At 61.2% G+C, this 26,587-nt stretch carries 21 protein-coding genes; 9 read left to right on the top strand and 12 right to left on the bottom strand.

Annotation, left to right across the window (positions count from 1 at the left end):
* The first annotated feature begins 811 nt into the window (after positions 1 to 811).
* Positions 812 to 5,173 carry an RHS repeat protein gene (locus IVB46_RS41370; protein WP_247314522.1) on the top strand — a complete coding sequence of 1,454 codons (4,362 nt, stop codon included), beginning with the start codon at positions 812 to 814 and terminating at the stop codon, positions 5,171 to 5,173.
* Positions 5,174 to 5,231: 58 nt separating this feature from the next.
* On the opposite strand, the gene IVB46_RS41365 is transcribed toward IVB46_RS41370, so the two are convergent.
* From IVB46_RS41365 to IVB46_RS41340, 6 genes are all read right to left on the bottom strand, one after another.
* The gene (locus IVB46_RS41365; RefSeq protein WP_247314524.1) at positions 5,232 to 5,969 is read right to left on the bottom strand and encodes a methyltransferase domain-containing protein; all 738 of its coding nucleotides are present in this window, start codon (positions 5,967 to 5,969) and stop codon (positions 5,232 to 5,234) included.
* Between the two features lie 128 nt (positions 5,970 to 6,097).
* A complete protein-coding gene (locus tag IVB46_RS41360; RefSeq protein WP_247314526.1) occupies positions 6,098 to 6,667 on the bottom strand; it encodes a serine acetyltransferase in 570 nt (189 codons plus the stop codon).
* A gap of 13 nt (positions 6,668 to 6,680) precedes the next feature.
* Complete coding sequence (locus IVB46_RS41355) at positions 6,681 to 8,135, bottom strand: lipopolysaccharide biosynthesis protein (RefSeq protein ID WP_247345482.1); 1,455 nt, start codon at positions 8,133 to 8,135, stop codon at positions 6,681 to 6,683.
* A gap of 48 nt (positions 8,136 to 8,183) precedes the next feature.
* Positions 8,184 to 9,236, bottom strand: a complete 1,053-nt coding sequence (locus IVB46_RS41350; RefSeq protein ID WP_247314530.1) for an acyltransferase — start codon at positions 9,234 to 9,236, stop codon at positions 8,184 to 8,186.
* Positions 9,237 to 9,324: 88 nt separating this feature from the next.
* The gene (locus IVB46_RS41345; RefSeq protein WP_247314532.1) at positions 9,325 to 10,677 is read right to left on the bottom strand and encodes a hypothetical protein; all 1,353 of its coding nucleotides are present in this window, start codon (positions 10,675 to 10,677) and stop codon (positions 9,325 to 9,327) included.
* Positions 10,678 to 10,682: 5 nt separating this feature from the next.
* Positions 10,683 to 11,873 carry an acyltransferase gene (locus IVB46_RS41340; RefSeq protein ID WP_247314534.1) on the bottom strand — a complete coding sequence of 397 codons (1,191 nt, stop codon included), beginning with the start codon at positions 11,871 to 11,873 and terminating at the stop codon, positions 10,683 to 10,685.
* 347 nt (positions 11,874 to 12,220) lie between these two features.
* Here IVB46_RS41340 and IVB46_RS41335 point away from each other — a divergent pair, with 347 nt between their 5' ends.
* The 6 genes from IVB46_RS41335 (at position 12,221) to IVB46_RS41310 (ending at position 19,053) form a co-directional block, all read left to right on the top strand.
* Positions 12,221 to 13,621: an O-antigen ligase family protein gene (locus IVB46_RS41335; protein WP_247314536.1), complete on the top strand. Its 1,401-nt coding sequence runs from the start codon at positions 12,221 to 12,223 to the stop codon at positions 13,619 to 13,621.
* A 39-nt stretch (positions 13,622 to 13,660) separates the two neighbouring features.
* Entirely contained in the window at positions 13,661 to 14,311 is a 651-nt protein-coding gene (locus IVB46_RS41330) for a hypothetical protein (RefSeq protein WP_247314538.1), read from the top strand.
* Positions 14,312 to 14,455: 144 nt separating this feature from the next.
* Complete coding sequence (locus IVB46_RS41325; protein ID WP_247314540.1) at positions 14,456 to 15,097, top strand: transglutaminase-like cysteine peptidase; 642 nt, start codon at positions 14,456 to 14,458, stop codon at positions 15,095 to 15,097.
* A 419-nt stretch (positions 15,098 to 15,516) separates the two neighbouring features.
* Complete coding sequence (locus tag IVB46_RS41320) at positions 15,517 to 16,038, top strand: hypothetical protein (RefSeq protein WP_247314542.1); 522 nt, start codon at positions 15,517 to 15,519, stop codon at positions 16,036 to 16,038.
* Positions 16,039 to 16,058: 20 nt separating this feature from the next.
* Entirely contained in the window at positions 16,059 to 18,269 is a 2,211-nt protein-coding gene (locus IVB46_RS41315; protein ID WP_063985227.1) for a GNVR domain-containing protein, read from the top strand.
* On the top strand, positions 18,253 to 19,053 hold the full coding sequence (locus IVB46_RS41310; RefSeq protein ID WP_247314543.1) for a hypothetical protein: 801 nt from the start codon (positions 18,253 to 18,255) through the stop codon (positions 19,051 to 19,053). Before IVB46_RS41315 ends, IVB46_RS41310 begins: the two co-directional genes overlap by 17 nt.
* A 1-nt stretch (position 19,054) precedes the next feature.
* Here IVB46_RS41310 and IVB46_RS41305 read toward each other — a convergent pair whose 3' ends face one another.
* From IVB46_RS41305 to IVB46_RS41295, 3 genes are all read right to left on the bottom strand, one after another.
* Entirely contained in the window at positions 19,055 to 20,215 is a 1,161-nt protein-coding gene (locus IVB46_RS41305) for an acyltransferase (RefSeq protein WP_085402142.1), read from the bottom strand.
* 33 nt (positions 20,216 to 20,248) lie between these two features.
* Positions 20,249 to 21,343, bottom strand: coding sequence for a hypothetical protein (locus IVB46_RS41300; RefSeq protein ID WP_247314545.1), 1,095 nt, complete (start codon positions 21,341 to 21,343; stop codon positions 20,249 to 20,251).
* Between the two features lie 142 nt (positions 21,344 to 21,485).
* Positions 21,486 to 22,910 carry an undecaprenyl-phosphate glucose phosphotransferase gene (locus IVB46_RS41295; protein ID WP_249807775.1) on the bottom strand — a complete coding sequence of 475 codons (1,425 nt, stop codon included), beginning with the start codon at positions 22,908 to 22,910 and terminating at the stop codon, positions 21,486 to 21,488.
* A gap of 345 nt (positions 22,911 to 23,255) precedes the next feature.
* Here IVB46_RS41295 and IVB46_RS41290 point away from each other — a divergent pair, with 345 nt between their 5' ends.
* Both IVB46_RS41290 and IVB46_RS41285 read left to right on the top strand, forming a co-directional pair.
* Complete coding sequence (locus IVB46_RS41290) at positions 23,256 to 23,579, top strand: hypothetical protein (RefSeq protein ID WP_167768126.1); 324 nt, start codon at positions 23,256 to 23,258, stop codon at positions 23,577 to 23,579.
* Positions 23,580 to 23,691: 112 nt separating this feature from the next.
* Positions 23,692 to 24,426: a metallophosphoesterase family protein gene (locus tag IVB46_RS41285; protein WP_028154250.1), complete on the top strand. Its 735-nt coding sequence runs from the start codon at positions 23,692 to 23,694 to the stop codon at positions 24,424 to 24,426.
* A 28-nt stretch (positions 24,427 to 24,454) separates the two neighbouring features.
* Here IVB46_RS41285 and IVB46_RS41280 read toward each other — a convergent pair whose 3' ends face one another.
* From IVB46_RS41280 to IVB46_RS41270, 3 genes are all read right to left on the bottom strand, one after another.
* Positions 24,455 to 24,877 carry a hypothetical protein gene (locus IVB46_RS41280; protein ID WP_028159056.1) on the bottom strand — a complete coding sequence of 141 codons (423 nt, stop codon included), beginning with the start codon at positions 24,875 to 24,877 and terminating at the stop codon, positions 24,455 to 24,457.
* A 51-nt stretch (positions 24,878 to 24,928) separates the two neighbouring features.
* Positions 24,929 to 25,174 (bottom strand): hypothetical protein, encoded by a 246-nt coding sequence (locus IVB46_RS41275; RefSeq protein WP_063985233.1) that lies wholly within the window; start codon positions 25,172 to 25,174, stop codon positions 24,929 to 24,931.
* Positions 25,175 to 25,566: 392 nt separating this feature from the next.
* Positions 25,567 to 25,950 carry a hypothetical protein gene (locus IVB46_RS41270; protein WP_247314550.1) on the bottom strand — a complete coding sequence of 128 codons (384 nt, stop codon included), beginning with the start codon at positions 25,948 to 25,950 and terminating at the stop codon, positions 25,567 to 25,569.
* Positions 25,951 to 26,587: the final 637 nt, after the last annotated feature.

Genomic DNA, 26,587 nt, shown 5'->3' with positions numbered 1-26,587 from the left:
GTCCGAAGTCCGCTTCTCGGGTTCGCGGCTTCCGCCGGAAGTCGGCGTTCCCTTCAAATTCCGCAAGCAACGCCCGGTTGAAACGTCCCCCGGCCCCTTGCCCGCCGGGTCCGCGACCGATTGTCCCGCCGTCGACGCACCGATCGCGGCCCTCGTGCACACAGATTGGACCTCTCATCTGGTCGGCGTCGTTCGGTCGACTGACCCTGCACATCAACGAGGCGTTTCTTCATCGGCCAAAGACAGACTCGATATCCTTCTGCATTGACGTCGACACGAATGTCGCAGCGACCAGCAGAGAAAGCAAAACTCCGGTAGCGAGTTCCATAGACTTACTTTCTCACTTCCCGATGCACGCGGGAAAATTCGGAAGCGTGCTGCAAGCCTTCAACGCCCGAACAACTGTCACATTCGAAGTTCGATCGATATTTTTTGCGGTCGTGACTCTCGGGCAACTCGATCCGCCCACGCCACAGGCTTAACGGCGCTTAACACAATAGATTCGAAGCAAGGCTGCTCGCGCGACAAGCAAATGCGTTTCGATTAGGCACCGGCACAACATCGATCGAACATCGTCGTTGCATCGCCATTCGAACGTCACGCTGCAAGCACATTGCCGTGGTCTTCATCGATCAATCTCAGTCCACGCAGATTCGTGCGCTGTGGGCGTCGCGCAGGAAGCGTCGGTGAGAAAATCTCCGGGTGCTTCCATTTTTACCGATCTCACCAACTCGAAAAACAGAGATTGGCCGATACGACAGACGCAGGCGGCACCGAACTCTCGCGTTTCAGAAAAGGCTCCGAAATACCGATGACTACCTCATCACCAGATCAGACGATCCTGTCGGCGAGCACCTTTGTCAGTTCCATCGGCGTCAATGTTCACGTTGGATATTCCTGGGGCGCCTACGACAACCTCGCCCTCGTCGAGGACAATCTTAGATATCTCGGGGTGACGAAACTGCGGGGCGGACTCGCCACGAGCCCGGAAGCGCAACCGATCGTCGAGGGACTTGCGAAGGACGGTTACAAATTCGACCTCGTGGTTCCGTCGGGCGTTCCGGCCGGCGGCGCGGCTGCGCTCCAGTCTTATCTGGAATCCGTAAAAGAGTTCGCGGCCAGCCATCCCGGCAGCGTCATCGCACTGGAAGGCCTCAACGAGGTCAACATCCAGGGCTTCAGCTATAATGGGAGTTCGAGCGTCTCGGCCGCGGCGCAGTTCCAGGCTGTCTATTACAGCGCCATCAAGGCGGACGCCGCGCTCAAGGACATTCCCGTCTACAATTTGTCGATCGGCTACAATGACTCGGCCGACTACGCCAATCTCGGAAACATGTCGGGGTCGACCGACTACGCCAACTCTCACGCCTATGTCAGCACCGGCCTGACACCCGAAACCGCCCTCGAGCAGTTGCTCGGTAACGCCACGTCGGTCACCGGCGGCAAACCGGTCGTGATCACCGAGACCGGATATACGACCAAGAGCGATACCCCGTATGTCGGCGCCAGCGAGAACGTACAGGCGAAATCGATCCTGAACACGCTGGTCGATGCCTACAAGGATGGCGTCAGCACCACCTATCTCTATCAATTGCTGGACGCCTCGGCGAGCAACGACCCTACGGATCCCGAATCGCACTGGGGCCTGTTCAACGCCGACGGAACCCCGAAGCTCGCGGCGACCGCGGTCCACAATCTGACGTCGATCCTGGCCGACGACGGCAAGGGCGGCCACACGCCGACTGCCTCGCTGAACTACACGCTCGACAACATGCCGGCGAGCGGGAACAGCATGGTTCTCGGCAAGAGCAACGGCGCCTATGAGCTCGTGGTCTGGGCGGAACCCAAGGTCTGGAACGACGCCACCGACACCGAGATCGCGAATCCGACGATATCGGTTACCGTCAACCTGGGCAGCGTCCACCACCTGATCAACGTCTATGACCCCCTAAAGGGCAGCTCGCCGATCGCGACCTACACCGATGTCAGCCAGATCGTGGTTCCGATCACGGACCACCCGCTCATCATCGAGATCGACGCTCCCGCAGGAGGCGGCTCTGCACCGCCCGCCGTGACCGACGTCAGCGGAACCGCCGCCGACATCGTGTCGCAGATGTCCGACCTGAACGCCTCGGATTCGCTTAAGACCATCACGCTCACCGACACCCACGTGCTTCCGGTCGCCTCCGATGCCACCATGGCGTACATGATCTCGCATTACGGGAAGGCGCTCGCAGCCATCCAGGGCGGCTACCAGTTCTCCGTCACCAACTCGACCGACACCTGGAGCGTCACCAGGGTCTACGACTCCTCCGCAAAGCTTCTGTCGACCAGCACGTCCAACTTCACCGACGGCGTCATCACCAGCAAGGTGACGCTCAATACCGACGGCTCGTCGGAGAACATCGCCTATACCGGCGGCAAGATGGTGCGTGACGTCACCGTCTCGGCGATCGGCGACAAGGACACCAAGACCTACGATACGAGCGGCAATCTCACCGCGGACCTCGTTCAGAACAAGGACGGCTCGTCCTCGAACACGCTCTATTCGAACGGCGTCAAGACCAAGGTCTACGTCACCAATGCCGACCGCACCCACGACAACTACTATTACAACATCACCGGCCAGTCCTATACCAGCGAGCACGACCAGCTCGACGCGGGCGGGAGGCTTCTATCAGTCGTCCGGATGCATGCCGACGGCTCGATGGCCTACAGCCAAGTCTACAACAGCGACGGCAGCAAGGTCACGACCCAGTACGACGCCACGGGCCACAAGACCTCTGTCGTCACCGTGACATCGACGGCGACCAGCACCGATTTCTACACCACAGCCGGCGTTCTCAAGCAGACCGTCGTGCAGACGACCTCCGGCAACGTGACCACCACGAACTACAATGGTTCGCTGCTGGTGTCCGTCTACGTCGTCAACGCCGACGGCTCGAAGGACTCCAAGCTGTACGACGCCAAGGGCGTCATCGCGAGCGACGTGGTCCAGAACGCGGACGGCTCGTCGTCGACCACGCTCTATACGGCAGGCGTCAAGACCAAGGCCTACGTCACCAACGCGGACGGCAGCCGCGATAACTATTATTTCAACATCACCGGCCAGTCCTATACCGGCGAGCACGATCACCTCGACGCGAGCGGCAAGCTGCTGTCGGTCAGCCGCACCCATGCGGACGGCACCATGGCCTACAGCCAGGTGTTCAACAGCGACGGCAGCAAGGTCACGACCCAGTACGACTCGACCGGCCACAAGACCTCGGCCGTCACCATAACGTCGACGGCCACCACGACCAATTTCTATACCACCGCGGGCGCGCTCAAGCAGCAGGTCGTGCAGACGACCTCCGGCAACGTGACCACGACCAACTACAACGGCTCGCTGCTGGCGTCGGTCTACGTAGTCAACGCCGACGGGTCGAAGGAGTCGAAGCTGTACGATTCCAACGGCATCATCGCGAGCGACCTGATCCAGAACAAGGACGGCTCGTCCTCGAACACGCTCTACACGGCTGGCGTCAAGACCAAGGTCTATGGCACCAATGCCGACGGCAGCCACGACAACTACTATTACAACATCACCGGCCAGTCCTATACCAACGAGCACGACCACATCGATCCGAGCGGAAAGCTGCTTCTTGTCAGCCGTACCCATGCCGACGGCTCGATGGCCTATAGCCAGGTGGTCAACAGCGACGGCAGCAAGGTCACGACCCAGTACGATTCCACGGGCCACAAGATCTCGGTCATCACCGTCACGTCGTCGGGCACGACGACCGACATCTACGATGCATCGACCGGCGCATTGAAGCAGGAGATCTCCAAGACGAACTCCGGCGACACCACGACGACGAACTACAACGGCGCCAAGCTGGCGTCGGTCTACGTGGTCAACGCCGACGGGTCAAAGGACACCAAGCTGTACGATTCCAGCGGGATCATCGCCAGCGACCTGGTCCAGAACAAGGACGGTTCGTCCTCGAACACGGTCTACTCCGCCGGCGTCAAGACGAAGCTCTATGTCACCCATGCCGACGGCAGCCATGACAACACCTTCTACAACATCACGGGCCAGAGCTATACGACCGAGATCCAACACCTCACCGCCGCCGGCGCGCTTACGGCCCTGACCCGCCTTCATGCCGATGATTCGCTTGCCTACAAGCAGGTGATCAACAGCGACGGCAGCAAGGTCACGGACCTCTACGACAGCACCGGTCACAAGACGAGCGAGATCCTGAACGCCACCGATGGATCGACCACGACGGACACGTACAACTCGTCGGGAGCTCTGGTCCAGGACGTTCACAAGACGGCGGGCGGCGACGTGACGACGACGAACTACGCGAACGGATTGAACTCGTCGATCTACGTCGTCAACGCCGACGGCACCAAGGAAACGAAGCTGTTCGACGGCAGCGGCAGCCTCACCAGCGACTACGTGCTGAACAAGGACGGCTCCAACTCGACCACCGTGTTCACGTCGGGCGTCAAGACCGCGGTCTACGCCAATAACGCCGACGGCTCGCACGACAACACGATCTACAACATCACCGGCAAGAGCTACGTCACGGAGCAGCAGCACATCGACGCCGCGGGCAAGATGACCTCGATCACCCGGTCGCACGCGGACGGTACGCTCGATTACACGCAGGTCGTCAAGTCGGACGGCAGCAAGGTCTCCGACGTCTACGACAGCACCGGGGTCAAGGCGACCGAAACCATCAACAACGCCGATGGAACGTCCGACGTCTTCAAGTTCAAGGTCGCCGGCCTGCCGGGCGCCGTCGAGCACGACAGCTACAATACCAGCGGCTCGCTGCTCTCGATCGACGTCCTCAACACCGATGGCACCCACGCTGTCACGGCGGTGACTGCGGGACTGACACTGGCCGGCGGCAGCGGCAACGACGTCTTCTCCGCGGCGCCGGGCACGACCACCGTCATGTTCGACGGCGGCAACGACCAGATCAAGAGCTTCCACGCCGGAGCCGCGGCGAACCACGACACGATCGAAATCCTGAAATCACTGGTGGCCGACTACAGCCACCTGCAGATTTCGCAATCAGGTTCCGACACGCTGATCCAGCTCACCTCGGCCGATTCCATCCTGTTGAAGAATGTGAATTCGGCCAACCTGGATCACGGCAACTTCCTGTTCGTCTGACGCCGAACCAGCTGGCAGGTCCCCCTGCCAGCTGAACGGGACGACGGGGGAAGCAAGGTCAGTGCGGCCGCGCGGGTGTGGCCGCACCGATGAAGATGATATCCTCGGCCAGCAGCGGAAGCCGCCGCAGCAGCATCGACTTCAGCTTTCCGGCGCGCATGAAGGTGGCCATCTTCACCTCGACCGGCGCATAGCCGGCGTCGATTGCGACCTTGGCGATCGTATAGGGCGTGAAGAAGAACCGGTGATCGCTGTTGATCGTCTCGACGTTCTTCAAGATGCCCTTGATGTTGCCACCCCTGAAGGCGTTCGGAACGGTGATCACGATCTGATCGACGACGTCGCCGTAATTCTCCCTGAAGCGCGACAGGAACGAGACCGGATTCGGAATGTGCTCGACGACTTCGCCAAACACGGCGATGTCGAACTTCCGGCCGGATATTGCCTCGATCTTCTGGCCGGACGTCACGTCGCCCGCGACCATGTTGTCGAGCCCGGAAATCCGCGACGCCTCCCGCACCGCATCCGCATCGATGTCGACGCCGACGGTGTATTCGGAACACTCGGTGATCAGGCCATGCAGCCAGTCCCGGTTGTCGATCTTTCGTTTGATGAGCGGCAGATGATCACAGCATCCGACATGCAGGACGCGCTTGCCCCGACAGATGTCCACGAGGACGTCGCATCTGTATTTGACGTCGCCATCGCCCCGATATTGTACGACGATGGTGTCTTTGAACTTGGAGCCGTCGAGATAGGGATAGACTTGCGAAAAATCGGTAATGATCGACGACATGGGCTTGCTTCCTGTGTCCGAGACGTTTCCAGACACAACTATACATGGCAAGCAATCAGAATTGTGACCGGGTTGAACCGGCGGACCAACCGCGGATCGCCGGAACCTCGCCGTCGGTTCGCGGTCCGTCAGGCGCGCAGGCGACCTGGTGCTTCCGAGCGCACGATCCGCGCGGGTGCTCCCGCGGCGACGGAATGCGGCGGGACGTCACGCGTCACGACCGCGTTGGCGGCAACGTTTGCTCCCGCACCAATCGAAGTCGGGCCAACGATCACGGCACCGGTGTAGATGACGGCGCCGTCGCCGATGGTCGGGCAACCCGGTTCATCCCAGGCACGCCGGCCGAGCGTGACGTTGTGATAAAGCATCACGGAACGACCGATCCGCGCCCCCTCGCCGATCACGACGCCGGTCGGATGCGGCAAGATCAGCCCTGGACCGATCTCCGCGAGAACCGAGATGTAGCAGCCGCGCCGCATCAGCGCCCGCACGAGCAGCCAGGTGATCTGATGTCCCCAGCGTGTCTGGAATCGCAACATCTTGGCGATGCGCCAGGTCGTGATCACGGCAAAGCCCGGGCTCGTCAGCATGGCGACGAAAGCGGCACCCACACCGGACCTGCCGGTGTTTGCCATCAGGTCCTCGCGCCACGGAATTCCCGCCTGGGACTTGCCGCTCATTCCCTCAACTGATGACATCAAACGATCTCTACTAACCTGCCGAGGAAACATTCGCCTGTATCGACGGAACCGAGCCGCCGAGCAGCGACTGCATGCTGTTCCAGATACGACGCCTGAATATCACGTAGCTGCCGAGCACGATCAGCGCATAGACGGCCGTCGCCAACAGCCAATGTGACAGGCTTGCGACGTCTCCCTTCGTGGCGACGACCGCGCACAATGCGCCGAGCGCGGTGGCGACGGTGGCCGGCATCAGGGCGCCCAACAAAGAGGCATAGGAGATCGCACAGTTGCGGGCGCCAATCATCAGCATCAGGACGCAAACGAGGATCGATACGATCAGGTACACGACCGCCACAGCCGTGAGCCCGAACGGCAACGCCACGACAAAGGCAAGGATCATGCTGGCACTGTTGGCGGTGCTCGCCCAGAACTGAAGCCGGGCCTTGTTGTGAGCCAGCAGAATCGGCCCGGCATAGGCCGCAATCGACTGTGCCGCGCCTGCGGGCGCGAGGACGGCAATCAGCGGCAGGACTTCCTGCCAATGCGGCGAGAGGAACGTCGCAACGGGATATTTCAGTCCGAATGTCAGGTAGATCATCGCCGGGAATGTGATCATCGCGGTCATGCCGAGCACCGCGCAGATCGCCGACCGGCGCCGTTCCTGTTCCCGCTCGCCGTTCATCCGGCTCAGGGTGGCCATCAGAACGCCGCCGCCCGGCCATGACAGGATCATCAGCGGAAGCGTCATGAACTGGAAGGCGAGACCGAACAGGCCGACCGCCGCCGCGCCGAGCTTGGCGCCGATCATGAGATTGCCGACGTTTCTCGCAGTGAAGTTGAGGACGTTCGAGGCCAGCACCCAACCGCCGAACGACAGCATCAGCGCGACGCCGCGCCATTTGAAGGACAGATGGATATGGCGCCTGGTGTTCACATAGAAAGCGACGGCGCGCACCGCCTGCATCAGGACATAGTATGCGATCAGCGCCCAGATCCCCCATCCGAGCAGCGCTCCGGCCACGCCCACCGTCGCGGAAGCCAGAGCCGCGCCGGCTTCGATCAAGGCGATGGTCTTATATTGCAGGGAGCGCTCCAGGACCGCGCGCGGCCCCATCGCGGAAATGGACAAGACGACCGAACCGGAGAGAGCAGCCAGCACGGACGGCAGCCCCTGCATGTCGACGGCAGCCCCCAGCGGTTTCGAGGCGGCGGCCAGCACCAGAGCACAACCAATCCCGATCGCGACCATCAGAGTCGTCGCCGCGCCGGCTTCCTCCCTGGTGAGCGACGTCCGCTGGATCATCGCGCTCGACAGCCCAAGGTCGGTCAGCATGGAGATGAAGGCGATGAAGGGCAGCGAAAACGCCACGAGCCCGAATTCCGTGGGCGTCACGAAATAGGTGATCAGCAGCGTGATGAGGAACTGAACGGCCGACTTCACGACGTTCACGCTCGACATCGAGAGCAGATTCTTGATGATCATGACGTCTCTCGTAAGTGATCCGGCTGAAACGATTGCGAAGGGATGCGCTCAGGCGACATAGCGAGCTTCACGGTGCACTCCGAACAACAGGCCCCGCAGTGCCGGATCGAGCAAGCGGCGGAGTCTCACTTCGATCAGCTCGTAACTGACCGTCCCCGCTATCAGTGCGGCAATCAGGCCGAGGCCCGCGAACCCGGCCCAGAGGAGCCAGAGATTGACGCCATGCGCGGCCAACTTCACTCCGATGACCTGCAACGGAAATAGCGCAAAAGGATGGACCAAATAGAGGCTATAGCTGATCTTTCCGAGGAACTGCAGGAATTTGCCGCTCAAAGCGGCGGCAATACCGGAGTCCGGAGCAAGGACCATTCCAAACAGCAGCGCGCCCGGCAACAGCCCGACCAGCGGATGCGCATATTCGATCGACACGTACATTGCGATCCCACAAAGGATGCCCGCCAGCAATCCGGGCCAGCCGACGACGCGAATCCGCAAATCGATCAGGCTGAACAACAGCCCGACCAGAAAGAACGCGGCGATCGGCCGAAAGGCGATGCCCGCGAGACCGAGCAGGATGAACGGCGCCGCCAGCAGCCAGTTCCTCCGCCGCACCAACATCACGAAGATCACCGCGAACAGAATGTAGAACGCCCATTCGTAGCTCAGTGTCCACGCATTCTGCTGGCCGATCGGCAATCCCAGCGCGTCCGGCAGGAACGCCAGATTGACGAAGAACAGCTTGAGATACGTCGGCAGATCGATTCCCTTGAAGAACTTGTAGCCAACCAGGGGGCCTGCCGTGAACAGGATCAGGTGCAGGATCACGAACACGGGCAGGATTCGCAGGGCGCGATCGAGAAAGAACTTCCCGACGCTGCGGTGACGCATCAGGCTCGCCGGAATAAGGAAGCCGCTGATCATGAAAAACAGCTCGACCCCGTGCCCGCCCATGTTGACCGTCGCTTCCAGCCACGGCCAGATCGGAGGCAGGAAACCTGCCAGAAGCGGCATGTCCTGAAGATGGACGATCAGCACGGTGAGCGCGGCGACGCCGCGCAGCCCCTGGATCGCCTCCACGAAATTCTTGCTGTCTGCGCTCACCGCCGCGATCCGATATCAAGACGAAGGAAAGTTGCGGACCAGAGCCCGTGCTGCGCATTGCAGCTCATTGCATGCGGCAACATCGCGATCATGCCGGCCGAGAAACCAGATCGTCGACGTCAGGCGCGAGCGGCACCGCGTCCGCGACGGTCTCGTCACGTCTCTCTCGGGCGAAGACTTCGCTGAAGGCGACGCCGAGCATGATCAAGCCGCTTGCCGGACCATAGGCCAGAACGGTGATGGTGAAGAGGTTCATGGCGACCGCGAAAGACAGCTTGTAGATGTCCCTGGTCCTTGCGACCGCGAGGATGACCATGACCATGAACAACACGAAGATCGGCCCGAACATCAGGTAGGTGCCGAGGTAGAAATTATCCACCGGAACGTAATAGCTGAGCTTGTTCGAGAACAGCAGCTGCGGATAGTTGAAGCAACCGAGGCCGCAGCCGGTGAAGAAGCCGACCGGCATAAGCTCAGCCATGTAGACGAACGGCAACTGCCAGCTGTTGTTGACGCGGTCCTGCAGGCTGAACAGGCCGCGCGACATGCTGACAAGCCCGTTGCCGGAGAACAGGGCGATCAGCACCGCAGGCACGAGGATCGACAGGAACGACAGCAGCGCCATGCGCCGGAGCATGGGAAACTTCTCACGCTCGGGAACGAGGCGAACGATGATCAGGCAAGCGATGTAGATCACCATCACGCCGAGCGAGGTCTTGTTCGTGGTCAATTTGATGGCGTAGAGACCGATGGGCGCCCAGAACAGGCACCACAGCAGGCTCCGGCGCACCGAGCTGATCGTGAACGAAATGAACACGAAGAATGCGGCCATCGTGCTGTCGGCGGCAAGTCCGGCGAGGCGCGTCTCGGACGCCGACCACCACAGCCGCGTCGCCTGCCGCGTCGTGCCGAAAGTCTCGTAGGCATATCCCACCCAAGGCAACTGCATGCGGGACGACAATATGATCCCGACGATCGTCAGGTAGAAGATCGGGTGAAGCCACCGCAGCAGTCGATCGTAGTCGCCGAAATTGCGCCCGCAGAAGCAGAAGCCGACGAACACCGGCGCGATCATCTTGAACGACGACATCATGCCGCTGAAATAGCCCAGGAACACGTATCCGAGGTAAAGCGCAAAGCAGATGTAGAACAGCGTGAGGATCGCGACGATGTTACGTCCCATCAGGACGTAGCGCTGCACGAAGGCAAAAATGCAGACCAGCGCGAAAATGTCAGGCAGGAACCACAGCGGGCTGATTTTGAGAACGGCCAGATAATAGCGCAGCGCGCCTGCGAGCGCATCGCGGTAGAAATAAAGCAAGAGCGCGATTGCCTCGAGACTGAAGAATGCACTGCCCTCCTGCTGGTGATGCCGGGGCAAGGCCACGGGATCGACCATGCGCCAGTCCGACCTCGGTAGAGCCGAAGAGTTGCTGGACATGCCCGTCACTCCGCGGCGGCCACAGCGGGAACGGCGCGGCGATCGAAAAGCCGAAGCACGAACCGCGACCCCGGCATCTCGACCCAGAGGTAGGTGAGGTTGGAGAGCACGAGCACGGCGGCCACGAAGACGGCGAGCAGCAGTGAGGCTGCCAGTCCGGGAAGAATGTTGTCCACGATTTGCAGGCGCCCGGTGCCTACGCCACGCGCGAAGTACTGGATGAGGACAAGTATCAGCGCATGCGTCATGTAGATCGAATAGGAGCGCTTGCCCAGCCAGACCAGCGGACGGACGGACAGCAGCTTCGGCAGGAGCCGCTCCGGAAACGCCATCAGCGAGCCCAGCAGGGCGCCGAAAACGATCGGCGCCACGAAGCTGAGCCGTTCGTCGAAGCCGACGACGGAAACCAGCACGATGGCGACGACGGCCGCGCCGATCTGGCAGGCCGACTGAACGAAGGGGCTCACTGAACGACCTTTTCCCGAGACGAAACGAAGCGTGAGCACGCCGACGAAGAAGCCCAGGAAGCATCGGGTGAAGGCGTTGGTCTGGAAGTCGAGCGTTTCATTCTTGAGCACGAAGATAATGAGAGCCGCGCCCATCACGGCCAGCACGGCGCTGAAAACATAGACGAGCTTGATGTAGCCAAGGCGCTGCGACAGGACGACGACGGCGCCAAACACGAGATAGGTGTAGAACTCCGCGCTGATGCTCCAGCTCGGGCCGTTCCAGCTCAGATAGTCGAGCACGCCCATAGCATGGAGCAAGAACACATTCGCGACAAACGAGTACACATTGTTAACCTGGAGATCCGCCGTCTCGTTGGTCGAGAAGTGCAGCAGGTCCAGTTCGGTGAGCGTGAGCCGCATCAGCCGAAACGCCAGAAAGGCGAACAGCATGACGATGTGCAGCGGATAGATGCGTGCGATACGACGCAAGGTGAACGTTCGGAAGTCGAACCCGCTGAATTCGGACTGAACATAGCTCATCGAAATCACGATGCCGCTCAACACGAAGAACAAATCGACGAAGAGCCAGGAATTGTGAAAAAACGCGACGTCGATCCAGGCGCGATGAGGCAGCGCAGCGGCGAGCGGATCCGATCCGACGAAGTGATGGACGACCACGCAGAGGGCGGCGAGGCCACGAACGCTGTCCAGCGGAACGTAGTGCGCCTTTGTTTGATGAGCTAGCACTTGATAGAGGCTCTACGATTCGACCAAAGCGAAATGCTGCGGTGCAATATAATGCCTCCACCGGGTGGTTTATTCAACTGAAAAGAGCCGCGAAGCGCCGATCTCGACCAGGACAGTGCACGACAGATGCGGCAGCAAGACGCCGGTCGGCATCTTTGCTCCGACGACATGCTCATAGACTTCAATTCAGCTTTCGTGAGGCAACGGGCATTGCGTTTGGAACAGATCAGGGCTGCACGCGCGAGCTGCGGCCTTGTTTGCAATGTTGCGAATGGCCATCAACGACCTAGCCTCGCATTAACTTGATCTCGCGCGAAGTTCTGATAGCTCCATCGCGGCTGAGTTGAATGACAGAGGGGCCTTTGGGCGCGATATCGCGATTTTTCGCCACAGCCGTGTTTGTGCTGGCGCCACTTCCGCTCGGATCCCTCGACCTCGCGTGGATTTGCTTCTGGAATTTTCTGCTCGTCTGCAGCCTGCTGACCGCCGATCTTTCGGCCGTGAGCCGTCGCAATGCCATGTTGCTCATTCCATTGGCAGTGGCGGTCGCGGCGGTGGTTGTCATCGTGGCGTTGCAAACGTGGAGCGATCCGTCCAGTGAATCAGCAGCGGTCTGGGAACTGCCGCGGCGTTTTTTCGGCCTCGTGTTGCCTGACCGTCTCTCGGTCACCGCACGCGGAACGTGGCTGGCGTTCGGATCGGTCTTGCTGCTGTCGCTCGCCTTCACGCGCGCCGTGATTCTTGCAAGCGATGCGGGAGCCGCACGCTCGCTGCTACGCATACTGGCATGGGCGGGATGTCTGTACGCATTGTACGGAATTCTGGCGGAGCTGATCGCACCGGACATGGTGCTGTTCAGGCAGAAAGAAGCCTACCTGGGCTTTGCCACGGGGACCTTCGTCAATCGAAACACGGCGGCGACGTTCTGGGGCACCTGCGCCCTGCTGTTTCTGGTGCCGCTTCTGCGCACCATGCACCGCCAGGAAGGCGGGCCGCCGGAACAACCGGATTGGCGATCGCAGCTCGAGCAAATCCTCTCCGCGCCGGTGGCGCTCGGTGCGGGATTCGCGATCTGCACGATCGCGCTTGCCATGACCGGATCGCGGGCGGGTCTGCTGCTGTCGGTTGGCACGTTCGTGCTGGCCATCATCCTTTATCTCGTGCCGCTCGAGCTCGGCAGATCGCGGAAGTGGCTGGTCCTCGGCGGCTCAGCGGCAGCAGGGCTCGTGCTCTTGCAGCTCGTAGGCGGCCTCGTGGCGGGGCGAATCGTCGAACACGGGCTGATCGATCCGCAGCGGCTTGCTGCGTACCAGGCATCATTGGGGATCATCGCTGATCATCGGCTGCTCGGTGTCGGGCTGGGCAATTTCGAAGCTGTTTTTCCCGCCATCAGACCCGCAACGCTCGGCAGTCTCGGCATCTGGGACCGCGCTCACAGCACGCCGCTGGAAATTGCCGTCGAATTAGGCATCCCCGCCTTCGCCGTCATCGCGCTGGCCTGCCTCTGGTATCTTTACCATCTGTTTACCGGAAGCTTGCGCCGAAAACGCGACCGCTACATACCCGTGATCGGCGCCAGCGTCGCTGTATTGGGAGTTGCACATAGCTGCATCGATTTCTCGTTGCAGATACCCGGTTACGGCGTGTTTTTCGCAGCCATCGTCGGGTGCGGCCTCGCGCAATCGCTACCATCACAGATGCGAAAAGAACGTGGCAAATCCGTGCAAGTCGAGCTAAAGTCAAATTAATTGAAGTTTAAAGCCAAATTGATTGAAGTGGGCAGGGCAATGAGCTGGAATTCTGGTAGGCGCTTCACCGTGATCGTCGGAGCGCTGGCAATTTTCGCCGGAATGCCGGCAGCATTCGGCGCAACGGGCGTCAGCTCGGGCTGCGTTGCCAACACGGGCGTTGTTTCAGCCGAGCGCGCCACCGACTTTCTGGCCAATCCCGGCGGACTGCTCGACCAATTCAAGGACGGACAAGGCGGCCTCGCCTCGGCTGTGCGCGACCTTCTGACCGCGCGTCCCGAGACAGTCGATGGCATTGTCTCGCTGGCGAAGGCCAGCAGCACCGATCAAAGCCGCGCCATTGGCGCTGGTCTCGGCACCGCCGCATCGGTTTGCGTTCTGTCGCAGCCCGGCGTTGCCCAGCTGATCCAGGAGGCGGTTCTCAAGACCGAGAATCCCGACCTGATCCAATCGTTCACCAGCATCACCGGCGATATCCCGACCGAAGCGACCAACGGCGCCGATCCGACGGGCGAGACCACAGCCGGCGGCGGACCTGGTTCGACCGCGGCGGAGGCACGCGGTGGCGGAGCAAGCTCGACCGCACCCACGGTCGCGAACCAGAGCGGGCCCGGTGCGGCGTCACAGACGCAAACGCTGTTTGCGGCGACGTCGACCGCCGTTCTGACCTCGGTAAGCCCGTCGCGCTGACGGCTGGAACCGTTAACCACCCCTCCCAGGCCGGTCCCGTGACCGGCCTATTTAGCTACAATTGTAAATTTCCGCGGAACCAAAGCTCAAATCGTTTGTGAGATACCCGTAGCGTCAAAAAAGAAAACGCGAGACGGGGATGTCATGAGCTGGATTATCAAATCGCTGGTCGCGATCGGGATCGCGTCGACCGGCACCGCCGCCAAGGCCGAGATGTTGAACGACAGTTCGCTCAATCAGGCGAAGAGCGCGTTCATCCGCGAGTACGACAATGCGCTCGCGCCGCTGCAATTCGTCAAGTTCTGCATGAACAACGACGGCGAATGCGCGAGCGACGCCGCCGACCGGACACTGCCTTCGGGCGACCGGGCGATGAGCATGCTGCGCGAGGTGAACAGCTCGGTGAACGCGTCGATCACACCGATGCAGAAATCGACCAATCCGATGGTGGCGCGCTGGAGCCTTTCGCCGTCCGCCGGCGATTGCAACGACTACGCGGTCACCAAGCGTCATCAACTGATCGAGATGGGCTGGCCCAAGTCGGCACTGCGCCTCGCAGTGGTCCTGACCAATGGCGGCCAGGGCCATCTCGTGCTGGTCGCGCGACTTGCCGACGGCGACTTCGTTCTGGACAATCTTTCCGCTTCGGTGCGCCCCTGGAACGCCGCGGATTACGAGTGGATCTCGATGCAGTCCGCCGGCAACCCGCGCTTCTGGGTCGCGATCAACGAGAATGGCGAGCGCCTGCGCGCCACGCGTCTCGCGATGTTGCGGACCTCCGAATAGACCGCGCGAAGTTTCGCTCTACCGCCCTCAATCGCGGGTTGCGACAGGCGCGAGGCGATGGTCTGCCAGACCGTCCCTCGCGCCTTTGCCTTGGCATGGTGCTTGGCCTTGGCATGGCGCTTGCCTAAAATTCGTGCTTATCGCATACGAGCGCGCGCAACCATTCGCCGAATCCGCGCCCGATCGCAGCAAGAATTTCGTTCATGCGAAACGGGGATGCAGAGCGGGCAAGGATGGCAATTTGGTCCGTACTGGTTTATATTTTGCGCCGCACAAGAATTTGACATAGTTTTGGGTCATCAAGGACCTAGGGCCTAAATCCATACGTCATCGCTAGTTTGCAACGAGATATGAGCGCGATCCTAATCAAACTCGATAGCTTGTTGCGTGGCTCCCTGCCGGTTTTACGGATCGCGGCAGTGATCGCCGTTGCCGTGTCTGCGACGCTGTCGGCACAGGCTCAATGCGTCGATCGCGCCGAACGAGCGCCGTCGTCCGCGGTCAGCGCATTCGTCTCGGACCCCTCGGTTTTGTTGCGACAGTCGAAGAACGACAGGGACAAGCTTTCGGGCCGGCTCACCGGATTGCTGGTGACCGACATAGCCGCGCTCGATCCGGTTCGGGACATGCTGCGCCAGGCGAGCCAGGCCGACCGTGTCGCAATCGGCGCCGGGCTTCACCGTGCCGAAGAGCGCTGCATCGCGACCAAGCCCGACGTCGCGCGCCGGATCAGCGAATTCGTTGCCAAGCTGCACGACGGGTCCGTCCTCAAAGGATATCTCACGGATCAGGACGCAGCGGCTGCGCCCGTTCCGGGAAGCCCGGCTCCCGCCACGGCCAGCAATGCACCGGCGGGTCCGGGTGCAAGCGCCGGTCTGATGTCGGGTGAGTGGAAGACCGAACTCGCCGACCCGTTCAAACCCGTTCCCCTTCCCGAGTGACAACCTCAAGATTCCCAGAGATGTTTCAGCCACGAGATCAGTTTCCGCAACGCCCGAGATATGCCATCGAGGTCGGTGGCACGACGCTCAGCGCCGAGCGCGCTCTGGACATCGTACGCCGCCAATGGCCGCTGATCGTCGCCATCGTGGCCGGTACGCTCGCGATCGTTCTCGTCTACCTGATCGTGGCAACGCCGATGTACACGGCAAATGCGCGCATCCTGATGGACACACGCCAAACCCAGGTACTGGACAAGGACAGCGGAACCGCCAACGCGCTGATCGACCCGGGCTTCGTCGACAGCCAGGTCGAGATTCTCCAGTCTGACGACCTCCTCCTGTCGATCGTCCGTCGCCTGAAGCTCACCGAGGATCCGGAGTTCAACGGCTCGGATCCCGGGTTGATTCCGCTGGTCATCGGCAAGGTCATCTCGATGTTCGGGTCGGACGGTCCTCCGAGCAAAGAGCGGGTCGAGCGCGGCGCGGTCGAGCTTCTCCAGAAGAACCTTAAGGTCGAGCGCGTGCTGACGACCTATGTCCTCTCGATGAACTACCGTTCGATCGATCCGAACAAGGCTGCGCAGATCGCTAACGCGATTGCGGACGCCTACATCGTAGGCGCGCTGGAGGCGAAATATCAGTCGACCAAGCGCGCCGGCGAGTGGCTCCAGCAACGCAGCGCCGAGCTGCGTGAACAGGCGACGGCGAGCGACCGCGCCGTGCAGACGTTCAAGGCGCAAAACAACATCGTGGGCACCAGCCGGGGTCTGATGAGCGAGCAACAGCTTGCGGACGTCAACTCTCAGCTTATTGCCGCTCATGCCGCGACCGCCGAGGCCAAGGCCCGCCTCGACCGGATCGAGGCGCTGCTCGACAAGGATCTCGTGCAGCCGACCGTGACGGACGCACTCAACAACACGGTGATCACGCGCCTGCGCGCCCAATATCTCGACCTGGCGGCGCAATATGCCGACTGGTCGAGCCGTTACGGCAAGACCCACCAGGCGGCCGTCAACCTCGCCAACCGAATGGAAGAGCTGCGCAAGGCGATCGCGGACGAGGTCCGTCGTATCGCGGACGCATATCGCAGCGAGTACGAGATCGCCAAGAGCCGCGAGACGGCGCTTGAGGAGAATCTCAAGAATCTCGTATCCCAGGCCGGCAGCACGAGTCAGGCGCAGGTCAAGCTGCGCGACCTCGAAAGCGCCGCGGACACCTATCGCAACCTCTACAACAACTTCCTCGAGAAGCTGCAGAACGCGACGCAGAACCAGAGCTTCCCGATCAGCGAAGCACGCATCATCGGTACGGCGGTCAAACCCGACAAGAAGAGCTCGCCCAAGACGCTGCTGGCGCTGGTCGGCGGCCTGCTCGGCGGTCTCTGTTTCGGCTTCGGGGCAGCCTTCACGAAGGAACTGATGAGCGACGTGCTGCGATCTCCGAGCGACGTCGAGGATCAGCTCGGGGTGAAATGCCTCGGCGTTCTTCCCGACATCCGCGCGGCGAGGGCTTCGGCAGATCATCCGGAAGGAAACATATCCAGCTACGTCGTCGAGCACCCGTTCTCGCGGTTCGCGGAGACGCTGCGGAACATCAAGGTGTCGATCGACGTCGCGCGCCTGTCGCGCGAGGTCAAGATCATTGGAATCCTGTCGTCCTTGCCGAAAGAGGGAAAAACGACGGTTGCCGCCAATTTCGGTCATTTGACCGCGTTGACCGGACATCGCACGCTACTGATCGACGGCGACCTCCATACCCGCTCGCTGACGAGGGCGCTGGCCCCCCATTCCAAGACCGGCCTGGTCGAAGCCCTCAAGGATCCGCGCTCGTTCGGCTATCATATCCAGCGCAGCAAGGAGAGCGGGCTCGACTTCCTGCCCTCCGTCGTCGCATCGCGCATGGTGAACTCGGCAGACGTCATCGCCTCCAAGTCGATGGCTGACCTGCTTGCAGTGGTGCGCGAGGAATACGAATACATCGTCATCGATCTGGCGCCGGTGATGCCGGTCACCGACGCCAAGGCTGTCAGCCATCTCGTCGATGCGATGGTTTACGTCATCGAGTGGGGCCGTACGACCCGCAACGCGCTCCAGGAGTCGATGGCGAGTTCCGAAGGCATTCAGAAGAAGCTTCTGGGCGCCGTGCTCAATCGCGCCAATCCGAAGATGCTCAAGAGGATCGAGGCGTATAAGGGCTCGCACTACAACAGCTACTATGTCGAGGGAGCCTAGCGCCACCGAGCCGGCGGCACAGGCAGCGGGGACCGCGTATCGCTGGCTTCTGCGCGGCTCGACCATCGCGCTGGCCGCAGCCGCGCTGGCGTGGATCGCGGCTATCGCCCCGGATGTGACCAATCCCGCGGTTCCGCAGATTGCAGGACGCGTCGCGCGCGGCGAGCGATATGAAGTCGATCGCCTGAGACGGATCGTATCGGACAATTTGCCATCCGCCCGTCGCCTATGCAGCGCCAAGACGCTGCGCGAACTCCTGCTGCTCCAGCTCGCAATCGCCGACGAATCGACACGCGCAGGCGACCTGAAGCAGGCCGACCTCGATGCAGACGCCGTCGCGTCGACGAGCCGTGCCTTGCTGGCGTGCGCGCCGACTGAAGGACTGGGCTGGTTCGGCAGCTACTGGGCCGAAATTCGCCAGGCCGGCTTTGGGCCGCGAACAGCGGAACTGCTGAGTCTTTCCTATCGCTTCGCGCCACACGAGGCCTGGCTCCAACTCATCCGCGCGCCACTGGCGCTTCGCGCCTTCAATGCGGCCTCGCCCGAGCTCAGGGATTACGCCACCCAGGACTTCGCCGATATCTTCCAGGCCCGCCTGTTCCCAAGCGCAGCTACGTTCTATCAGGCGGCCGGCGCCGAGGCGCGCGTCGCGCTGCTCGAACGTACCTGCACCGCGCCCGAAGCCGATCGGGAATTGTTCTCGCATTTCGTCGCGGAGAAGGGCCTGCGAATTCGCCATCGCTGTTATCCAGTCGATGGCGATGGCTTTCGTATGAGCCGCTAGGCTATTTCAGCTCGGTTCGCGGCACGCCCTGCGAGGGATTTTCGGGCAGGTATTGCAGGAAGAATTTGGTCAGGCCGCGACGGCTGCGCAGGATCGGCGATTCGAAGTACTTCCAGGACACATGCGCGACAGCGTACGAGATGACGAAGCCGATGGCTGCGCCCGCGGTAATCTTCACGCTGTCGGGCACCGACATCCCGCCATAGAGCGTGAGCGCCTTGCCGAGCGGGTTCGGGATGAAGTTGTGAACGAGATAGAAGCCGTAGCTGATCTTCCCGAGATGCTCGAGCGGCTTCCACTCCAGCGCTTGAACAAAGATACTGTCCTGGTTGGCGCGAACCCACCAGATCAGCGCGACCAGGCACAGCCCGATCGCAATGTCGATCGCGGGGGAAAGATACGAAGGGGCGTCGTAAATCACGCCGTTCGAGCACAGCATGAACCCGACGATGAGAAGGCAGACGAACGTGCCGTTGCCGTTCGGAGCCCATTCCCGTCTCTGGAGATGCAAGATCGTCAGCGCGCCGCCGAACGCGATGAGGCTGAAATTCCACGGCGACAGGGTATGGATGGCCGTGTGATTGAAGCCCGACGAATACATCAGGAAATGGCTGATCACACCGAGAACGACGACACTCATGCAGGTGACGAAATGGCGCTCCAGAGGAAGCAGGATGAACAGGAAGGGCGCGATCACGTAGAACTGCTGCTCGACCGAGAGCGTCCAGAGCACGCCGAAGGGACCAGCGGTCCCGCCGATGACGCTGCCGATCCAGTAGTTGGACAGGTACACGACGTGATAGCGGAAGCCGAGATCGGGCCCCGCGTGCTGAAAATAGGACCGGGTCAGGAACAGGATGGCGAGAAGCGCATAATATGCGGGAAAGATGCGCGTCGCCCGCTTGACCCAGAAGGTGACGATTTCCGCCGCGGGCCGGGATGCGGCCGTCCCGACCTTGCCTCGCTGCCTGTTGAGCTCGCCGATGATCAGGAAGCCGCTCAGGATGAAGAATATCCAGACGCCGACGCTGCCCGAGTAGAACTGCAGTCCGCACTTGTGATTGAGATAGACCAGGACGACCGAGAGACCGCGCAGCCCGTTGAATCCCAAGATGCTGCCCGACTTCTCGGTGTTGACGCGCTCAGATCCAGGTAAAGGCATTGCAGGTTCTTTTCTTCGCACGGAGACCGAAAGCTACAGTCCCCTGGTTCTCAACTCAGTCGATTCTTCAGCCGACAGGCGGCCGCCGGCAAATTCCGAAAGAAGGAAGAGCGCAACCTTGGGCCTGTCGATCTCGTACATCAGACCAAACCTGTTCTCCGGCGGCTTCTTCTGCGGCTCGTCGAACAGCTCGTAGACCATCACGCTCTCGATCTCGACGTCTTTCTGGTTCTTCAGATACTGGAAGGTGTCCCGCAGTGAGCGGAGGCATTGCTCCGTCAGGGGATCGCCGGGCCGATTTCCATAGGCCGGCTTGTAGATCTCGGCGCAATTGACCTCGTTGAACGTCACCGGGCGGTGATAGGACGCCAGCTTCTTGAAGAGGTCGAAGGGCGGATTGCGTCCATTCCAGTGCCGATGCGGGTTCTGCCCCGCGACCTCGTAATAGTGGTAGGAGATCACGTCGTATTTCACGCCGCGGGACTCCATGAAGTCGAGGAAGCCCAGCATCGTCGACGTCGTGTTCAGCACCTTGCGCAGATGACTTCCGGTCTCGCGGTTGATCTGGTCGACGGCATCGGATGCGCCGTGCAACACCTGGGCCCAGTCTTCCATCACCGGCATTTCGAAGTCCGCCGCGGTCATCCCGCGCCCGAACAGCTTCTTCCCGTCGGAATCGACCGCGAGCAGGTTGATCTCGTTCTCAAGCTCCCAGTCGGACACATCGTCCTTGAATTGCCGGACGAACGCGTAGGTGCGGTCGTAGCCCTGCCTGTAGAGCGCGTCCCGGTCTCCCTTGGGGTACCGCCCCTTGTCGGTGCGGTCACCGTAGCGGAAGGGGAAGTTGATCAGAGGATGAAGCGTGATCGAATATTTTCTGGCGAGCGCAATGGTTTGCCGGAACATCGCGGCTTCGCCCGGCTCGGCATCTTGCGTCAGATTGAGACCGGTCCTGTATTGCGTGAGCCCGCGCTCCCTCATGAGCTGAAAGATCGGCGCGAGATCCCTGCGCTTTTGCGGCGGTCCGCCGACCCCCCACTCCAACGCGTTCGCATGAGAACAGGCGGCAGCGATCGCCCAGGTGACGAGCAACGGCAAGGCGACGAACTTGGCGAGGCGATGGCTCAATCTGCAAGGCTCGGCGTTTTTGGGGGGGCAAATCGTCAAAGGGGCAGCAACGAATCACATGCTGCAAAATGCAGGCCGTTTCCCCTCTGCACGGGCGGCGTGCGGGTCGGGCGCGGCAACGCGCGCCCGACGTCGGCCTGGCTCAGTAGGCTTCCTGATGGATCAGCGCCAGCGCGGTCTTCAGGATGATCCTGAAGTCGAGCCAGATGCTCCAATTGCTGACGTACCAGATGTCGTACTCGACCCGCTTTTCCATCAGATCGATGGTCGGCGTCTCGCCGCGGAAGCCGTTGACCTGGGCCCAACCGGTCAGGCCCGGCTTCATGTGATGCCGGTACACGTAGTTGCTGATGATCGGATCGTAGTAATTGTCGTGCGCGAGCGCATGCGGGCGCGGCCCGACCAGCGACATCTCGCCGCGCAGAACGTTCCAGAGCTGCGGCAGTTCGTCGATGCTGGTCCGCCGCAGCGCACGGCCAACACGGGTCACCCGCGCGTCGCTCTTCGTCGCCTGCGTGACCACATGACCGTTCTCCGCCACCGTCATCGAGCGGAACTTCCAGATATCGAATTGCTTGCCATTGAAGCCGCGCCGGGCCTGCTTGAAGATCACTTTGCCCTTGGAATCGAGCTTGATCATGATCGCAGCCGTGATCAGCAGCGGCGCCAGCAGCAGAAGCGCGAACGAGGCAAGGCCGATGTCGAGGCAGCGCTTCTGCGCCTGCTCGAACACGCTGAGCGGCGCGCGCTGGATCTCGATCGCGACCGTGCCGCTGACGGGCTGGAACGGACGCGAGACCAGATCGGCGATCGGGAAATCTGGCAGAAGGCGGATCGGCTGGGGGACAACGCGCAGATGCTGGCTCAGCTTCTGGAGAAGCGGCATCTCGTCCCAGTCGATGACCAGGAGATATTCTTCCACATCCGCCGTGCGCGCCTGACGGGTGATGTCGCGAATCTCGTGATCCCAGCCCGCGCCCTCTTCAGACGGATCGAGCACGAAATGTCGCACGACGTTGAAGCCGTGCTTGCGCAGATCCTTGAACCGGGTCGAGGTGAAATCGAGAGGCTTGAGGCTGAGCAGCACGACCTTGCGGTCCACCAGACGGCCCTTGGCGTAGCTCGAGGTCAGCGCCAGGCGCCACAGCACGCGCAGACCGCCCAAGGCGACGCCGCCGGTCGCGGCGAACAGCAGCGTGGTTCCGCGCGACAGGTCCGCGGACGATTTGAGCAGGAACGCCTCGACGGCGAGAATGGTCAGCGAGATCAGCCAGACCGCCAGGGCCTTGCGCAGCTGCCAGACCGTGCTCAGCAGACGATGGTGATCGTAGACGCCCTGGAAGTAAGCGATGGTCACGAACACCGCGCCGACGACCAAGCCTGCTCCGACGGATGAGTCCTGCTCGATCACGAGCACGCGATACAGGCCGCTCGCCACGAAATAGCTGAGCAGTACGGCGACGAAGTCTCCGGCGATCAAAGCCACTTGCAGGGGTCTTTGGAGGGCACCGCGTCGGTTCGAGATAACCGAATAATAGTTTTCCGAACCGTAAGTTGCTACAGCCATCCGAACCTCGCTGCCTCGTCACCACTCGCAATCAGAATTGCGAGCAAATCGATCTAATTTTTTCGATGTGCGCCGAAGTATATCTTAACTAAACAAAGCGACATTGCGGCAGTGCACCGAAAAAATCAAATCGATTTTCATGCAATGCAGCGTCGCAGCAAAACAATGCTCAAACTACTGTCACACGCGTGACAATTAAGCAGGCATCACGCCGCGTTTCACACCAAATCGCGTCATTTTCGCACAGCATTGTCGCGCGCATTTGAACGGCTGTTCAACCATGCCGCTTAAGCCGTTATTAGGCCGCGGCCATTAACACTCGTGACCAATTCGAGGAGTTGCGTCGTGAGTACGGTTGCCATTTTCAGTCTGCTGATCGGATCGTTGCTGGGAGGCCGATTCCGCATCTTCATCCTGCCGCCCGCCATCGTTCTCGGTGCGACGATCCTCGGTGTGGGCTCCGCCTGGCAGGGACATGATTCAGCTCACATCGTTGTGACGATTCTCGTCTTCGCGTCGGTGCTCCAGCTTGGCTATTTCTGCGGCGCGGTTCTGGTCCGCGCGCGAGCGGCCGCCTATCGCGGCAAGGCCGCACCCTCGTTCGACAGCGGCAACTCGGCCAGCCTCGCGCAAGCTTGGGGACGGGTGATTCGCAACGCTGGTGAATGATCGGGCAGGCGCAGGCTTGCCGGCAGGGGTAGAAAAAAACCTGCTCGGACACCCAAATTCGCCGATAGCATATTGACATCCCGGGCGAAGCTCTTTGAAAGAGTTGCACCCCATGTCCATGATTGCGCCCCGAAATTCGCCGCGGCCGAAGCTACCGAACGGCGTGCGCATCTATGCGATCAGCGATATCCACGGCTGCGCCCATCTGCTCGAGCAGATGTTCGCCGTGATCGATGCGGACATGGCGAACAGCCGGCCATATCGCGCGATCGAGGTCTTCCTCGGCGACTACATCGATCGCGGACCGGACTCGCGTCATACCCTCGATCTCCTGATCAACCGCAGCCGCCGCCGCAACACCGTCTTTCTCAAGGGCAATCACGAGGCCTATTTCACCTCGGTGCTGGAAGATCCCGCCCGCGCCGCCGAATGGTTTCAGTTCGGCGGGCTCCAGACCCTGATGTCGTACGGCGTGTCGGCCGCGCCCGGCCTTGGCAAGGACGAGTTGCCCGATCTGGTGCGCGAGCTCACATCCGTGATGCCGCCGGAGCACATCGCGTTCCTGCGCCAGTTGCGGCCGACCTTCACGTGCGGCGACTTCTTCTTCGTCCATGCAGGGGTGCGTCCGGGAATTCCGCTTTCCGAGCAGCGCGAGCAGGATCTGTTGTGGATCAGGGACGAGTTCCTGCAAAGCAATAGGCGCTTCGGCAAATACGTCGTGCACGGCCATACGCCGGTGAAGCAGGCCGAGCTGCTCGAGAACCGGGCCAACATCGATACCGGGGCCTATGCCACCGGAAACCTGACGCTGCTGTCCATACAGGGCAACAGCATGCTCGCGATCTAGCGGCCTCGCTCGCGCGCCGTACCAAGCGTCAGTTGGTGGGGCTCGCCGGAGGCCGGTAGTCCGGGAAACGGCTCAGCATCGCCGCCTTCAGGAACTTGAAATGGGCGATCGAGGCGCCGAGCTCCTTGAGCCGACGCTGGCCGTTCAGGATTTCCTTGTCGAACAGATCCTGGTGGTGATTGTCGAGCGCCTCGCGCTCGAGATATTCGTCGTCGCCGTTCCCGATCGTCACGGCGGCGCGCGCCAGCACGTCCTCGACCCGGCGGTTGAGACCCGACTGCTCGCGCTCCGCCGCATGCAGGGCGTCATCGATCGCGATCATGATGGCTTCGATGCGGGTGCGATCGGTTTCGGCGTCGCGCTCGGGCGAGCGCGCGCGGAACACCTGCTCTCCGCCGAAACGGTCTTTCAGGAAGTTATGGGTGCGGGCCCGCAGGAAGAGCTGAAACATGCGTGCATTTTCCGGTTCGAGGCGCCAGACCAGAAAATGGGCCCGCGATGGTTAATAAAGGCTGAATCCTTCGCGCCGCTCGGTGCGGCTTTGCGCCATCCAGGCCCTCCAGGCACCCTCGTGCTTCTCATAGAGCTCGAGCCTGCGCTGCTCGCCGGCATCGGGCGCGACCTGCGCCTGCTCGCTGTCGAGCCGCTCGAACTCGAACGTCTCCTCGGGCGTCAGGCCGATCAGGACGCGGCGACCTCCCCCGTCGACGAAATACCGCCGTGGCGCGTTGTACGTCGGGCTCGTCATGGCGTCTCCCCGAAATCCCGTCATGCTTCACTCCCCTCCGCCGCCATGCGAGCCGCAACGCGAGAACCGCACGCCGGTTGTAAATCCTTAGAATGCACGCCGTGCCCTCGCCAATGAACTGTTCTGCCGGAACGCGGTGGGACTGTAGGGACGGTGGAACGGATGACGCTCTGCGTGCTCGCGAGGCCGCAGCGCGCGCGTCGCATAGCCTGCGCCAAAGCCACCGAGGAGCGAGACCAGGATCGCGAGCAGCATCATTCGCAATTCGTTCCAGTGATACTGGCAGTCTCATCCTCGAGTTGTGTCGAGATCATGATCACCGCCGCTGATTTTCTCGTCATGCCAGGGATTTTTTGGGCAGCACCCTGCACGCGAAGTGATCGGCTCGTGCGTCAGCCGAAAAACCAGAGGAACAATCGCACCAGCAACAGCGTGATGAAATACACCCAGCCCGCCATCGCGATCAGCGCAACGCTGAAAAACGCGCCTTCAAACGCCCGCTCTCTGAGCTTGGTGAGAGGAAGTGCCGCTCGCGCCTTTTGAAGCATCTCGGTCTTCTTGATTTTGTTGATTTTGATTTGTTCGTGCGCGCGCACCATAGCCGAACGAATTCGACGATCTCGTGACGACTCAACCGAGAGAAGCATAATACTGCTCGTCAAACCGCTGCCGCATGCATCGCGATTGGATTTTTTCTCGTTCGATGCCGTTGCGACCAACCGGCGCCGTTTCAATTCAAGTTGATCGCTCGAATCGACGTCGTGATTTCGAAGCAAACAATGTCGTGATCTCGAAGCATCTAATTCCTAATCGCGCACAAATGCTGACGCCGAAACGCCGTGCCATCCATTGTCAAGTGGAGGTTGCCGGGCTGAGCTTGGAGGACATTGAGGGCCACATCGCAGGGAACAAGTTCCCTGCTCGCCTCCATCGTCAGCATGGCGTCCAAGCAGCTCCTGCCTGTCTTCGGCAAGCCGATGATCCAGTGTCTGCGGTCCGACCTGACGTACGCCGACCTCAGGAGAATCCTCATCACCACCACGCGGCAAGACCGGTCGCTGTTTCGACGGCTGCTCGGCGACGGCTCGGGGATCGGCACTTCTTCCATGCTCATCAGAACAGTCCGCGCGGATTGGCGGAGCAGCTGGGTCTTGCCGCAGCGTCGAGACGCGAAGTCGGGTCTCGGATATCGGCAGGCGCCCCCCGCGAGGATTTCGAGCGCGGACTTGCGAAGACCGTGCACCGGTTCTGCGACAACCGGACGTGGTGGCAGAACATCCTCGATCCCCACCATCACAGCGTGCAGATCGATCTTGGTTAGCGAAACTCCGTGGTTATACGGAGCGCAACGCGCCGATTTCATCGCGGTAAGGTTGAGCAGTTAGCTTAATCCGCGTTGTTTGTTGCGAACCT

The sequence above is a fragment of the Bradyrhizobium sp. 61 genome (assembly GCF_023073075.1).
Lineage (GTDB): Bacteria > Pseudomonadota > Alphaproteobacteria > Rhizobiales > Xanthobacteraceae > Bradyrhizobium > Bradyrhizobium barranii.
This window is presented reverse-complemented; position numbering and strand designations above follow the sequence as displayed.